11 protein-coding genes are annotated in these 13159 nt (G+C 74.1%); 4 read left to right on the top strand and 7 right to left on the bottom strand.

Going from position 1 to position 13159, the window contains the following annotated elements; all coding sequences use genetic code 11:
* Nucleotides 1–20: 20 nt before the first annotated feature.
* Both ACFT55_RS14130 and ACFT55_RS14125 read right to left on the bottom strand, forming a co-directional pair.
* Nucleotides 21–302 (bottom strand): HU family DNA-binding protein, encoded by a 282-nt coding sequence (locus tag ACFT55_RS14130; RefSeq protein ID WP_079573476.1) that lies wholly within the window; start codon nt 300–302, stop codon nt 21–23.
* 228 nt (nt 303–530) lie between these two features.
* Complete coding sequence (locus tag ACFT55_RS14125; RefSeq protein ID WP_380244471.1) at nt 531–1226, bottom strand: copper resistance protein CopC; 696 nt, start codon at nt 1224–1226, stop codon at nt 531–533.
* A 159-nt stretch (nt 1227–1385) separates the two neighbouring features.
* On the opposite strand from ACFT55_RS14125, the gene ACFT55_RS14120 reads away from it, so the two are divergent.
* Nucleotides 1386–3428 (top strand): NAD(+) synthase, encoded by a 2043-nt coding sequence (locus ACFT55_RS14120; RefSeq protein ID WP_380244470.1) that lies wholly within the window; start codon nt 1386–1388, stop codon nt 3426–3428.
* Between the two features lie 41 nt (nt 3429–3469).
* On the opposite strand, the gene ACFT55_RS14115 is transcribed toward ACFT55_RS14120, so the two are convergent.
* Complete coding sequence (locus ACFT55_RS14115) at nt 3470–4642, bottom strand: epoxide hydrolase family protein (RefSeq protein WP_380244469.1); 1173 nt, start codon at nt 4640–4642, stop codon at nt 3470–3472.
* Between the two features lie 104 nt (nt 4643–4746).
* Here ACFT55_RS14115 and ACFT55_RS14110 point away from each other — a divergent pair, with 104 nt between their 5' ends.
* Nucleotides 4747–6000 (top strand): amidohydrolase, encoded by a 1254-nt coding sequence (locus ACFT55_RS14110; RefSeq protein ID WP_380244468.1) that lies wholly within the window; start codon nt 4747–4749, stop codon nt 5998–6000.
* Nucleotides 6001–6016: 16 nt separating this feature from the next.
* On the opposite strand, the gene ACFT55_RS14105 is transcribed toward ACFT55_RS14110, so the two are convergent.
* Entirely contained in the window at nt 6017–7423 is a 1407-nt protein-coding gene (locus tag ACFT55_RS14105) for a glutamate decarboxylase (RefSeq protein ID WP_380244467.1), read from the bottom strand.
* Nucleotides 7424–7524: 101 nt separating this feature from the next.
* The gene (locus tag ACFT55_RS14100) at nt 7525–9516 is read right to left on the bottom strand and encodes a penicillin-binding transpeptidase domain-containing protein (RefSeq protein WP_380244466.1); all 1992 of its coding nucleotides are present in this window, start codon (nt 9514–9516) and stop codon (nt 7525–7527) included.
* Nucleotides 9517–9554: 38 nt separating this feature from the next.
* Between ACFT55_RS14100 and ACFT55_RS14095 the strand changes: the two genes are divergently transcribed.
* The gene (locus tag ACFT55_RS14095; RefSeq protein WP_380244465.1) at nt 9555–10304 is read left to right on the top strand and encodes a M15 family metallopeptidase; all 750 of its coding nucleotides are present in this window, start codon (nt 9555–9557) and stop codon (nt 10302–10304) included.
* A 66-nt stretch (nt 10305–10370) separates the two neighbouring features.
* Here ACFT55_RS14095 and ACFT55_RS14090 read toward each other — a convergent pair whose 3' ends face one another.
* Together ACFT55_RS14090 and ACFT55_RS14085 are read right to left on the bottom strand one after the other, a co-directional pair.
* Nucleotides 10371–11603, bottom strand: a complete 1233-nt coding sequence (locus tag ACFT55_RS14090; RefSeq protein ID WP_380244464.1) for a MalY/PatB family protein — start codon at nt 11601–11603, stop codon at nt 10371–10373.
* 126 nt (nt 11604–11729) lie between these two features.
* Nucleotides 11730–12437, bottom strand: a complete 708-nt coding sequence (locus ACFT55_RS14085) for a hypothetical protein (RefSeq protein WP_380244463.1) — start codon at nt 12435–12437, stop codon at nt 11730–11732.
* 292 nt (nt 12438–12729) lie between these two features.
* Here ACFT55_RS14085 and ACFT55_RS14080 point away from each other — a divergent pair, with 292 nt between their 5' ends.
* The gene (locus ACFT55_RS14080) at nt 12730–13050 is read left to right on the top strand and encodes a hypothetical protein (RefSeq protein ID WP_380244462.1); all 321 of its coding nucleotides are present in this window, start codon (nt 12730–12732) and stop codon (nt 13048–13050) included.
* Nucleotides 13051–13159 lie beyond the last annotated feature (109 nt).

The following is a 13159-nucleotide window of genomic DNA, read 5'->3' as shown; positions in this document are numbered from 1 at the left end:
GTCGTCGTGTCAGCGAAGGATCACTTGGCGACGGCCTTCTTCAGCAGCGAGCCGGCGCTGATCTTCACACCGAAGCCGGCCGGGATCTGGATCTCCTCGCCCGTGCGCGGGTTGCGACCGGTGCGGGCCGCGCGCTCGACGCGCTCGACCGAGAGCAGACCCGTGACCTTGACAGCCTCGCCCTTGGCGAGCGACTCCTCGAGCACAGCCTGGAAGGCGTTGAGGAACTTCTCCGCCTCCGCCTTGCTGAGCTCGGCCTTGCCGGCGATGGCCGAGACCAGCTCGGACTTGTTCAGCGACATGTGCATCCCTTCTCCGGTTCACGACGCGCGCGACCCGCACGTCGTCACGTTCTCGATCCTGGCCGGCTCGCGCCGGGGGACCGGGGAACACACTAGGGAACATCCGCGGATTCCTGCGACTTTTCCGCGCGTGGCGTGCCGGACACTCCCACCGAGACCCCTGCCGGGCACGTGATCTGTCCCGCTATCGGCCCTCATGGCGGCACAGATCGCGTGCTCGACGGCTCGTCAGGCCTGCGGTCCGCCGGACCCGTCGTCCCGCTCGTCGTCCTGATCGTCGTCCTGATCGTCGTCCCGCTCGTCGTCGGCCGCCTCGGGCCGCCGCGCCCGCAGCACGAGGGCCGCAGCGACGCCCACGGCCGCCAGCACGGCCACCGGGAACAGCCACGCCGTCGCCCATCCGGCCTCGCCCTGCGCGTCGAGCTCGGCACCCGGCGTCCCGGTGCGGTGCACGTGACCGTCGTCGGGCGCGCTCGGCGCAGGCGACGTCGGGCTGGGCGTCGGGCTCGGTGACGGGCTGGGTGACGGGCTCGGTGAGGTGGCCGCGACGGTGAACGAGAGGTCGCCCTCGACCGGGTGGCCGTCGGAGGAGACGACGCGCCACGTGACGTCCCACGTGCCGCCGGGAAGGCCGGCGGGCAGGGTCGCGGTGGCCTCGTCGCCGTCGACGGCGACCTGCGCGGACGTCGTGCCGGCGGACGTCGCGACGGCCACCTGGGCGCCGGCCTGCAGCACGTCCGCGCTGAACACGAGCGTGATCGCCGTCGGGGGCTCGGCGAGGCGGGCGCCGTCGGCCGGGTCGGAGGAGACGAGCCGGTCGTGCGCGGCGGCGGGCTGCGCGACGGCGAGGCCGAGCGCCGGGCCGAGCAGCGCCGCGAGCAGGACGACGAAGGCGCGCCGGCGGCGGGCGAGGTGGGGGTGCACGACCCGACCCTAACGAGACCTGTCAGACCCAGGTGCCGATAGAGCGGCACCTGCGTCTGACAACTTTCCGGGCCCCGCAACCTGTCAGAGTCACGTGCCGGCATGGCAGCACCTGGGTCTGACAGCTCGTGGGGGCGGCGGTGTTCCTACACTCGGGGGGTGGACTTCACCTCGGCCTACGCCCACGGCTTCGCCCGCGTCGCGGCCTGCACCGTCCCCGTCACCGTCGCCGACCCCCGCGCCAACGCGGCCGCGATCCTCGCCGAGGCGCGCGCGTGCCACGACGACGACGTGGCGGTCGCCGTCTTCCCCGAGCTGAGCGTGTCCGGCTACGCGATCGACGACCTGCACCTCGCCGACACGCTGCTCGAGGCGACGTCCGACGCGCTCGCGACGATCGTGGAGGCCAGCGCGGACCTGCGCCCGATGCTGGTCGTCGGCGCCCCGCTCGAGGTCGGCAACCGGCTGCTGAACTGCGCCGTCGTCGTGCAGGGCGGCCGGGTGCTCGGCGTCGCGCCCAAGTCGTACCTGCCGAACTACCGCGAGTTCTACGAGAAGCGCTGGTTCGCGCCCGGCGACGACCGGCGCGGCGCCACCGTGACCCTGCCGTTCGCGGACGGGCCGGTGCCGTTCGGCCCCGACCTGCTGTTCGCGGCGGACGACGTCGCGGGCCTCGTCGTGCACGTCGAGGTGTGCGAGGACCTGTGGGTCCCCGTGCCCCCGTCGGCGGAGGCCGCGCTGGCGGGCGCGACGGTGCTGCTCAACCTGTCGGCCAGCCCCATCACGGTGGCCCGCGCGGAGGACCGGCGCCTCATGGTGCGCTCGGCGTCGCACCGCAACCTCGCGGCCTACGCGTACGCGGCGGCGCAGGGCGAGTCGAGCACCGACCTGTCGTGGGACGGCCAGACGATGGTCTACGAGGTGGGCGACGTGCTCGCCGAGACCGAGCGCTTCCCGGACGGCCCGCGACGTGCGGTGGCCGACGTCGACCTCGACCGCCTGCGCCAGGAGCGCCTGCGGCAGGGGTCGTTCGACGACAACCGCCGCGCTCTCGCCGACCGCCTCGACTTCCGCACCGTGGCGTGGACGGTCGACCCGCCGTCCGGGGACGTCGGGCTGCGCCGCAAGGTGGACCGGTTCCCCTTCGTGCCCGACGACCCGCAGCGCCTCGCCCAGGACTGCTACGAGGCCTACTCCATCCAGGTGGCCGGGCTGGAGCAGCGGCTGCGCGCCATCGGCCAGCCCAAGATCGTCATCGGGGTCTCCGGCGGTCTCGACTCGACGCACGCCCTGATCGTCGCGGCCCGTGCGATGGACCAGCTCGGCCGGCCGCGCTCCGACATCCACGCGATCACCATGCCCGGCTTCGCCACGTCGTCCGAGACGAAGGACCGCGCCACCCGGCTCGCACGGTCGCTCGGCGTGCACTTCGAGGAGCTCGACATCCGGCCCGCCGCCGAGCAGATGCTGCGCGACCTCGGCCACCCGTACGGCTCCGGCGAGAAGGTCTACGACGTCACGTTCGAGAACGTCCAGGCCGGGCTGCGCTACGACTACCTGTTCCGCCTCGCCAACCACCGTGGTGGCATCGTCCTCGGCACGGGCGACCTGTCCGAGCTCGCGCTGGGGTGGTGCACCTACGGTGTGGGCGACCAGATGTCGCACTACGCGGTGAACGCCGGCGTGCCGAAGACGCTCATCCAGCACCTCATCCGCTGGGTGGCGGACACCGGGCGGTTCGACGACGAGACCAACGACCTGCTGCGCGACATCCTCGCCCAGGAGATCTCCCCCGAGCTGGTGCCCGCCGCTGAGGGCGAGGCGCCGCAGTCCACCGAGGCCACGATCGGGCCGTACGCCCTCCAGGACTTCACGCTGTTCTGGACGTTGCGCCACGGCCTGCGGCCGTCGAAGATCGCGTTCCTCGCCTGGCACGCCTGGCGCGACGCCGAGACGGGCGCCTGGCCGCCGAACTTCCCCCACGACGAGCGGTCCGCCTACGACCTGGCGACCATCCGGAAGTGGGAGACGGTCTTCTTCCGGCGCTACTTCTCGTCGCAGTTCAAGCGGTCCGCCCTGCCCAACGGGCCCAAGGTCTCCCCCGGCGGCACGATGTCGCCGCGCGGGGACTGGCGGATGCCCTCCGACGCGTCGGCCGCGGCCTGGCTGGCAGAGCTCGAGGAGAACGTCCCCACGGAGTAGTCCCCGCCGAGTAGCCGACGGCGAGCGGCGGGCCCGTCGCGCTACCGGCGGGCGGCCAGCACGGCGGCGAGGCCGTCCTGCAGGTCCTCGACGAACTGCTCCGGGACCTCCAGCGACGGGAAGTGGCCGCCCGCCGCGGGCTCCCGCCACCGGACGATCTTCCGGTACCGCTCCTCGGCCCAGGGCCGCGGGCACTTCTCGACGTCACGCGGGTACATGGTGATCGCCGCCGGGACGTCCACCCGCAGGTCGGGGTCCAGGGCGCCGTGGCTCTCGGCGTAGATGCGGCCTGCCGACGCGCCGCTGCGCGTCAGCCAGTACAGGGTGACGTCGTCCAGGACCCGGTCCCTGGAGATGGTCTCGAACGGGCTGTCGTCGGTGTCCGACCACTCGGCGAACTTGTCGAGGATCCAGGCGAGGAGGCCGACCGGCGAGTCGACGAGCGAGTAGCCGATGGTCTGCGGCCGGGCCGCCTGCTGCTTCGCGTACGCCCCGCGGGGGCCCGCGTAGAACTCGCGGGTCTCCTCCGCCCACCGCCGCTCCGTCTCCGTGAGTCCGTCGGTCGTCAGCCCGGGCGGGGCCGCCGCGAACGTGGTGTGGATCCCGAGGACACGCTCGGGGAACCGGCCGGCCAGGACCGTGGTGATGTTGCCGCCCCAGTCGCCGCCGTGGGCGAGGAACTCGCGGTAGCCGAGCCGGCCCATGAGCTCCACCCACGCGGCCGCGATCCTCTCGGTGCCCCACCCGGTGGCGGCCGGCTTGTCGCTGTACCCGAAGCCCGGCAGCGACGGGACCACGACGTGGAACGCGGGGGCGTCGGCACGCCGGGGGTCCGCGAGCTCGTCGACGACGTGGGCCAGCTCGGCGACGCTGCCGGGCCAACCGTGCGTCAGGACGAGGGGTGTCGCGTCCGCGCGGGAGGAGCGGCGGTGCAGGAAGTGGATCCCCAGACCGTCGACGGTCGTGCGGAACTGGCCGAGCTGGTCGAGACGGCTCTCGAACGCCCGCCAGTCGTACCCGCTGCGCCAGTAGCCCACGAGCTCGACGAGGTCCGCGAGCGGGACGCCCTGGTCCCAGCGGCGGCCGGGCCCGGCGCCGTGGACCGTCTCGGGCTCGGGCAGCCGGGCCGCGGCCAGCCGCGCGCGCAGGTCGGCCAGGTCGGCGTCGGTGGCATGCTCCTCGAACGGGTGCACGTCGGTGGGCAGGCGGTTCATGGGAGACCCTTTCGGGGAGACGACGGAACCCTCCGTGCCGGTTCTAGCAGCACCGTCGGACATGGTGACCCCCGACCGGCGCGTCCAGCGGCATGATGGCTCTCATGACCGCACCGATCCGCACCGCCCGCTCGTCCGTCGCGATCACGGGCGGCTACGTCGTCCCGGTGGACGGCCTGCCGATCGAGGGCGGCACCGTGCTGGTGCTGGACGGCGTGGTCTCCGCCGTCGGGCCGGACGTCGCGGTCCCCGACGGCGTGCGCACCGTGGACGCGCGCGGCCGCTGGGTGCTGCCGGGGTTCGTCGAGTCGCACGGGCACGTGGGCGTGCACGAGGAGGCCGCGGGCTGGGCCGGCGACGACACCAACGAGAAGACCGGCCCGGACGGCGCGCACCTGCGCGCGCTCGACGCGATCAACATCGAGGACGAGGGCTTCCGCGACGCGCTGGCGGGCGGCGTGACGTCCGTCGTCGTGAAGCCGGGCTCCGCCAACCCGATCGGCGGGCAGACGGTCGCGATCAAGACGTGGGGCGGCCGGACGGTCGACGAGCAGGTCATCAGCGACGCCGTGTCCGTGAAGTCCGCGCTGGGCGAGAACCCCAAGCGCGTCTACGGCGACCAGAAGAAGGCGCCGTCCACCCGGCTCGGGGTGGCCGCCGTCATCCGGCAGGCGTTCCTCGACGCGCAGCACTACGCCGCGCAGCGCGACGCCGCCGACGCCAAGGGCGAGCCGTTCGCCCGCGACCTCGGCAAGGAGACCCTGGCCCGGGTGCTCGCCGGGGAGCTCGCGTGGGACCAGCACACGCACCGCGCCGACGACATCGCGACGGCCCTGCGCCTGGCCGACGAGTTCAGCTACCGCCTCGTGGTCAACCACGGCACGGACGGCGCCGCGATCGCCGACGTGCTCGCCGAGCGGGACGTCCCTGTCATCTACGGCCCCATGCTCACGTCGCGCTCCAAGGTGGAGCTGCGCGACCGCGACATCGCCAACCTCGCCCGGCTCGCGGAGGCGGGCGTCCGCGTCGCCATCACGACCGACCACCCGGTGGTGCCGATCAACTTCCTCGTGCACCAGGCGTCGTTCGCGGTGAAGGAGGGCCTGGACCCGCAGGTCGCGCTCGAGGCGCTGACGGTGAACCCGGCGTCCTTCCTCGGGCTCGACGACCGCGTGGGCGCGCTGGCCCCCGGCCTCGACGGCGACGTCGTCGTCTGGTCGGGGGACCCGCTCGACGTGGCCTCGCGCGCCGAGCACGTCTTCGTCACCGGCACCGAGGTCTACACCTGGGACCCCGCCGCCGAGGGCGGGCGCGGCGCGGGCCGCGTCGTCGAGCGGTCGGAGCGTTTCGCCCGCTGACGCCTTCGACCGGCTGTCAGTGGATGAAGCCGGTGCGCTGCCCCTCGGTGGGCATCGGGCCGGTGAGGGCGTCGAGGTAGGCGACCTCCTCCTCGAGGTCGGCGAGGAACGACGCCGCGAGGTCCTGGCTGAGACCGCTGCGCACGACGACGCGCTGCACGGTCACGTCGGTGAGGTCGTCGGGCATGGGGTACGCCGGCACGAGCCAGCCGCGGGTCCGCAGGCGGTCGGACAGGTGGTACAGGTTCCAGTTCTCCGTATGCCCCGGCCGCAGCCGCCACGCGAAGACGGGGATATCGGAGCCGTCGTTCCACAGCTCGAACGCGGGCAGCCTGCCCACGCCGTCGGCGAGGAACCGCGCGACGTCGTGGGAGGTGTTCTGCACGGCCTCGTACCCGGCTCGCCCCAGCCGCAGGAACATGTAGTACTGCAGCAGCACCTGCGCGCCCGGGCGGGAGAAGTTCAGCGCGAGGGTCGGCATGTCGCCGCCCAGGTAGCTCACCCGGAACACGAGGCTCTCGGGCAGCGCCGCCTCGTCGCGCCAGACCACCCAGCCCAGGCCGGGGTAGACCAGGCCGTACTTGTGGCCGGAGGTGTTGATCGACGCGACCCGTTCCACCTGGAAGTCCCACACGAGGTCGGGCTGCACGAACGGCGCCACCATCGCGCCCGACGCCCCGTCCACGTGGATGGGCACGTCCAGCCCGGTGGCCGCCTGGATCCGGTCGAGCGCGGCCGCGATCTCGGTCACGGGCTCGTACATGCCGGTGTAGGTCACGCCGAGGATGGCGACCACGCCGATGGTGTCCTCGTCGACGTACTTCTCCAGGTCGTGCCCGTCGAGCACGCGGTGCTCCTCGCTGATGGGCACGTAGCGCGGCTCGACCTCGAAGTAGTTGCAGAACTTCTCCCAGCACACCTGCACCGCGCTGGACATCACCAGGTTGGGCGTGCCGACCGGCTTGCCGGCGTCGCGCCGGGCCTGCTGCCAGCGGCGTTTGAGCGCGAGCCCGGCGAGCATGCACGCCTCGGACGAGCCGATGGCGGAGGTGCCCATCGCCTTCCGCGGGTCCGGCGCGTGCCAGAGGTCGGCGAGCATGCGCCAGCACCGGTCCTCGACCGCCGCCGTGGCCGGGTACTCGTCCTTGTCGACCATGTTCTTGTCGGCGGCCTCCAGGTAGAGGCGGCTCGCGTGGTCGTCCATCCACGTGCCGACGAAGGTGGCGAGGTTGAGGCGGGCGTTGCCGTCGAGCATGGCTTCGTCGTGGACGATCTGGAACGCCGTCTCGGGCAGCGACTCCTCTGCCGGGAGCCGGTCGCGCGGCACGGAGCGCGTCTCCCCCGGTCGGACGAAGACGGGGTTGAGCTCGACGTCCCCGCTGCGGGGGCGGCGCCGGCCGCTCCCTCGGGTCCTGCTGACCATGGCGGTTCCCCTCGTCGTCGGCGGGTCGGCGCCTTCGAGCCTAGGTCGGACCCCGAGGGCTCACCCGCGCTGCGCGGGTGAACCGGGACCCCCGCCGGCCGTCACAGGCCGTCCAGGAAGTCCTCCATGAGGGGTCCCGCCGTGTCCGACCCGCGGTAGCCGTCCTCGACGAAGACGGCGACGGCGAGGTCGTCGACGATCGCGATCATCCACACGTGCTGCTGGGAGCCGTCGCCGTACTGGGCGGTGCCCGTCTTGGCGCCGACGATGCCCGGCACGTCCTGCAGCATGTCGGCGCTGCCGTCGGTCACGACGCCGTGCATGAGCTCGCGCAGCACCTTCGCCTCGGCCTCGCTCACGCCGGGCGTGGACGGCTTCTCCTCGTCCGCCTCGTCGTCGTCGCGCACCAGCACCGGCTCGACCCGGTGGCCGGCCGCGACGCTCGCCGCGACCGTCGCCATCCCGAGCGGCGACGCCTGCACCTTGCCCTGGCCGATCATCGACGCCGCGTGCTCGGTCTCGCTCGCCTTCTGCGGCACCGCGCCGAGGAACGCGGGCACCCCCAGGGACTCCGCCGCGGCCGCGTCGCCGACCAGGCCCAGGTCAGACGCCGCGGTCGTGAGGTCCGCCTGGGCGACCTTGCCGCTCTGGGCGATCATCGCCGTGTTGCACGAGTGCGCGAACGCGGTGCGCAGCGGCACGTCGCCCGTGGCCGACGCCGGGTAGCCCGGCACGTTGCCGAACGTGCGCCCGTCCACCGTGATCGAGTCGGTGCACGCCACCTTCGTGTCCGGCGTGATCCCCGCCCGCTGCATCGCGAGCGCGTCCACCACCTTGAACGTGGACCCCGGCGGGTACTGGCCGAGCGTCGCCGTGGACCAGCCCTCTCCCCCGGGCCCGCTCGCCGCGGCGAGCACCGCGCCGTCGGACGGCCGGATCGCGACGATCGCGCTCGCCGGGTCCACGTCGTCGAGCACGTCCTCGGCGTGCTCCTGCAGGTCCTGGTCCAGCGTCGTCGCCACGGGCGTGCCGTCCACCGCGTCCACGCGGTACAGCTCGCGGTCCTTGTCGTCGTCCTCCGCGGGCTCGCCGTCCAGGCCGACGGCGCCGTCCGCGCCCCCCGCCGGCACGACGCTCACGACGACGCCAGGGTGCCCGGTGAGCTGGTCGTCGTAGGCCTGCTGCATCCCGGACAGGCCCACGACGTCCCCGGCCTGCACGGCGCCCTTCGACTTCTTGACGACCTCTGCGGTCGCCTCGCCGACGCGACCCAGGATCGGCTTGGCGAAGGTGCTGGTGGGGCCCAGCTCCTGCGTGTCCTCGAGGGCGCGGACACCGATGATGTCCAGGGCGTCGTCGAGCGTGAAGTCCACGCCGGGGTTCTGCTTGCGGATGGTGATCGCCTCGACGAACGCCTTGTCGCCGGCCGCCTCGACCTGGGCGAAGAACTCGTTGGGCTCCAGCCCCACCAGCTGTGCGAGGTCGCGCGCCGCGGACTCCTGCCCGAGGCCCTCGACCGCCGTCTTGTCGACCCCGATGTGCCACACGCCCCGGGCCGTGACCATCGGCTTGTCGTCGCCGTCGAGGAGGTCGCCCCGGTCGGAGTCGAGCGTCGTGACGCTCAGGCGCTCGCCCGGCGCCAGGTCGGGCACCAGCACGTCCGGGCTCCAGGTGGTGCGCCAGGTGCCGTCCCCGTCGCCGCTCTCGGGCGCCGTGTACGCCAGGTGTGCCGTGGTCGAGTACTTCCAGGAGAGGTCGCGTCCCAGGGGCCAGGCCCAGTCCAGCGTGACGTCGGCCGTCGTGGCCCCGTCCTTCGTGACCGGCTTGCCCACCTCCGCCACGGTCACCGTGTGCTTCCGCTTCCCGGCCGCGTCGACCAGGGGCCGCAGCACCTGCGTCAGCTGCGTCTGCGGGTCCACCGACCCGGGCGACTTCAGCGGCTGGTCGGCCACGTCCCCGGCCAGCAGCGCGCCCGCGAGCGCCTTCGCGGCGGCGTCGGCGGGCGGGACGTCGGGGCCTGAGCAGGCGACGAGGGGCACGGCCATCACAGGGGCCAGGACGGCGGCGAGAGCGAGGCGGTAGCGACGGCGCACCTTGGCGAGGTTAACGGCTTCCTGGCAGTCTTGACGGCATGTCACCCCGTGTCCTGGTAACGGTGCTGCATAGATTTCGTGCGGCATCCGTCGTCGGGGCCCTGGCGGTGTGCGGGGCGGCGGTCCCGGCGGCCGCGGCCGGCGCGGCGATCCCCGTCCCCCGGCCGGACGACACGGTGGTCCTGACCAGCGCGTGGACCCCGGTGGACGATCCTGCGGACCCGCTCGTGCTGGTGAACAAGGCGCGGCCGATCGCTCCGCGGGGCTGGGCGCCGGAGCACCTCGTGACCCCGGACGTCCCCGCTCTCGGCGGGCACGACCGCCTGCGGCCCGTGGCGGCGCGCGCGCTCGAGCGGCTGGCCGCCGCGGCCGACGCCGCCACCGGACGCGAGCTCGTCCTCGCCTCGGGGTACCGGTCGGAGGCCGACCAGCGGCGGCTGTACGCGCGCTACGTCGAGGGTCACGGGCGCCGGGAGGCGGACACGTTCTCCGCCCGTCCCGGGTTCTCGGAGCACCAGACGGGGCTGGCGGCGGACGTCGCCCAGCGGGGCACGTCGTACACGCGCTTCGGGCGGACGGAGACAGGCCGCTGGGTGGCGTCCCACGCGTGGCGCTACGGGTTCGTCGTGCGGTACCCGCGGGGCGCCGCCGCGGTCACGGGCTACAGCGCCGAACCCTGGCACCTGCGGTACGTGGGCACCACCCTGACGACCCGCATGCACCTGGCGGGCACCGCCACCCTGGAGGAGGCGTTCGGCGTCGCGCCGGCGCCCGCCTACGTGCGCTAGCCGACCGGGCGGCACGGAGGTCGCGCCGGGCCGGTGGTGGGCGCTGGTTCCTGCGGCGCGACGGTGTCAGCCTTCGGTCAGCGCCCGCCCGAGCCGCCGCACGGCCTCGGTGAGGACCGCCGTCGACGTGGCGAGGTTGAGGCGCAGCCACCCGGCGCCGCCCGCGCCGAACCGCACGCCGTCCTCGAGGGCGAGGCGGCCGCGTTCCAGGACGAGGCCGGCCGCGCCGGTGGCCGCGACGCCGGCGGGCAGCGCGTCCCGGACGTCCAGCCACGCGAGGTAGGTGGCCTCGGCCGGCTGCAGGCGGACGGCCGGGGCGTGCTCGGCCAGCAGCGTGGCGACGAGCGCACGGTTGCGGTGCACCCCGGCGAGGAGGGAGTCGAGCCACGGCCCGCCCTCGCGGTACGCGGCGGCGTGCGCGAGCACCGCCAGGTGGTTGACGGCGTGCCCGGCCTCCTCGGGGATGCGGCGCAGGTCGGCGGCCGCGTCCGGGCCGCCGAGGGCGACGGCGGCGCGCAGGCCCGCCAGGTGGAAGGCCTTGGACGCCGACTGGACCACGACGGCGTCCTCGGAGCCGGCCACGGACAGCAGCGGGACGAACGGGGCGGCGCCTGCGGCGACGCGCTCGAACGTGAACGGGGCGTGGATCTCGTCGGCCACGACGCGCACGCCGTACCGGTCCGCGAGCGCCAGCACCGCCTCGAGCTCGGCGCGCGTGTGCACGGTCCCGGTCGGGTTGTGCGGGTTGCACAGCAGCAGGACGGCGCGACGCCCGGACCCTGGCCCGGTGCCGTGGGCGGAGGCGCCCGTGGCGTCGGCGAAGGCCTGCTCCAGCGTGCCCAGGTCGAGGCGCAGGTCGGCGCCGAGCGGCGCCTCCACGACCCGGCGGCCCTCGTGGCCCGGGAAACCGTAGAACGGCGGGTACACGGGCGGGGTGACGACGACGGCGTCCCCGGGGCCGGTGAGGACGCGCAGCACCTCCACGACCGCCACCATGACGTCGGGCAGGGTGCGGCTCGACGCGACGTCGGGCGTCCACCCCCACCGGTCGGCGGCGAACGGCGCGAGCGCCTCCGCGTACGCGGTGCCGACGTCGTACCCGGTGTCGCCGAGGTCGAGGGCTGCGCGCACGGCGCCGACGACGCACGGTGCGACGGGGGTGTCCATCTCGGCGACGAACAGCGGCAGCACGTCGGGCGGGTACACCTGCCACTTCACGGAGGTGCGGCGGCGCAGGTCGTCGAGGGTGAGCTGCTCGAGAGGGTTGTCGACGGCGGTCGTCGCGGTCTCGTGGGTCACGGCTCCGGTCTACCAGACGCGGGGAGGTGCCGGGCCGCCGTCCGGGGGAACTGTGCCGGGAGAGCGGCGGGGACGTGCCGGACCCCCACGTCCCGGAGGGGCGCGGGGGTCCGGGTGCTCGGCTGCTCAGCTCGCGGCGGCCGCCGGCTTCACGACGGGCGCCCACTGGTCGGGTGCGAGGGCCGGGCGGTCGTCGTCCGTGCGGCCGGCCCAGCGCCGCGCGTCCTCGATGGTGGCCCCGAGCAGGGCGCGCAGGCGGGCGTCCGTGTCCGGGACGAAGGCCTCGCTGATGCCCTGCACGGCGGTCGAGACGACCGACGGTGCGGCGTCCCGCACGAACCGCTTGGGCCGCACGCGCGTGCCCTCGCAGAAGCGGTAGGCCCACTCGGCGGTCTTGGGCGACGCGGCGAGGGCGTCCGCGCTCTCCGGCGCGAGGGTGCCCTCGGGACGCCCGTCGAGGACGTCGAGCATGCGTTCCGCGCCGATGATCGCCACGGCCAGCGTCTGCTGCCGGTCCGCGGGCGCCACGGGCAGGGCCATCTGTGCCGCCCGCAGCGCGATCTGGACGTCCCAGCGCGGGTCGGAGCTGGTCAGCCCGATGACGGACGGGATGAGCGGCGCCAGCTGCGGCCGGTTCCCGTCGGAGGTCAGGTCGTTCACGGCGCGCGCGAGCATCGCCAGCAGCGGGTGCGTGCACTGGGGATGGTCGCTCCAGCGCTCCCCGGCCAGGAACGACGCCAGCTCCATGAAGCACGCGCCCTTCTTCGGGTTGCGGTGCTTGCCTCTTCCCAGCATCGGCAGCGCGTCGAAGGCGCCTCCAACAGATCCAGCCACGAGTCCACCCCCGTATCGGTCCGGTCCCCCCAGTGTGCGTCCGCTGTGACCTACGTCGCAACGGATACCGGGTGAGATCCCCGGAGCCGGGTCCGCCGTGGGTACCTCAGACCATCCCTAGGGCCTGTCGGCCGGTGACCTCGGCGGTCTGAGGTACCCCGCCCGCCGAAGACAGGTCGGTTGCCCGATCCCCGCCCCCGGGCCTCAGGACGAGCGTGGTCATCACCAGAACGAGACAGCCGGCGGTGGCCGGCACGAGAGGCCGGGACGACCGGCCGGCGAGGGGATCGAGATGGACCAGATGATCGGTTTCGACCGGGCGATCCAGGCAGAGCTGGAGTACCGCCGGGAGCGGCTGGCGCGTTCCTACCAGCGCGGCACGCCCGCGCCGGTGCGGGCGGCGGGCCGGTGGACCGCGACCGTGGTCCGGCGGCTGCGCGACCGGGGCGCCTCCCGGCGCGCGGTGCAGCAGCTCGGCGCGACGCTCGACGCCGTGGCGGCGCGGACCGACCCGTCGGCCTGGGAGCGCCAGGTGACCCGTCGGGCGGAGCAGATCGGCCGCGGGGTGGACGCGCTGCGGCCGCAGGACACGGCCGGGCGCCGGGCCGCCTGACCGGGCGGCCCGACCATGACCGGCGGCACCGCGCACCCGGGAAAACCAGCGGCGCGTGTGGGTGCCCGGTGGGACGATCACCTGGTGCGACGTTCCAGCGAGGTGCCCC

Source organism: Isoptericola sp. NPDC057191 (assembly GCF_042670225.1).
Lineage (GTDB): Bacteria > Actinomycetota > Actinomycetes > Actinomycetales > Cellulomonadaceae > Isoptericola.
Note: the sequence above shows the minus strand (reverse complement) of the source record. Positions and strands in the feature narration are given on the sequence as shown.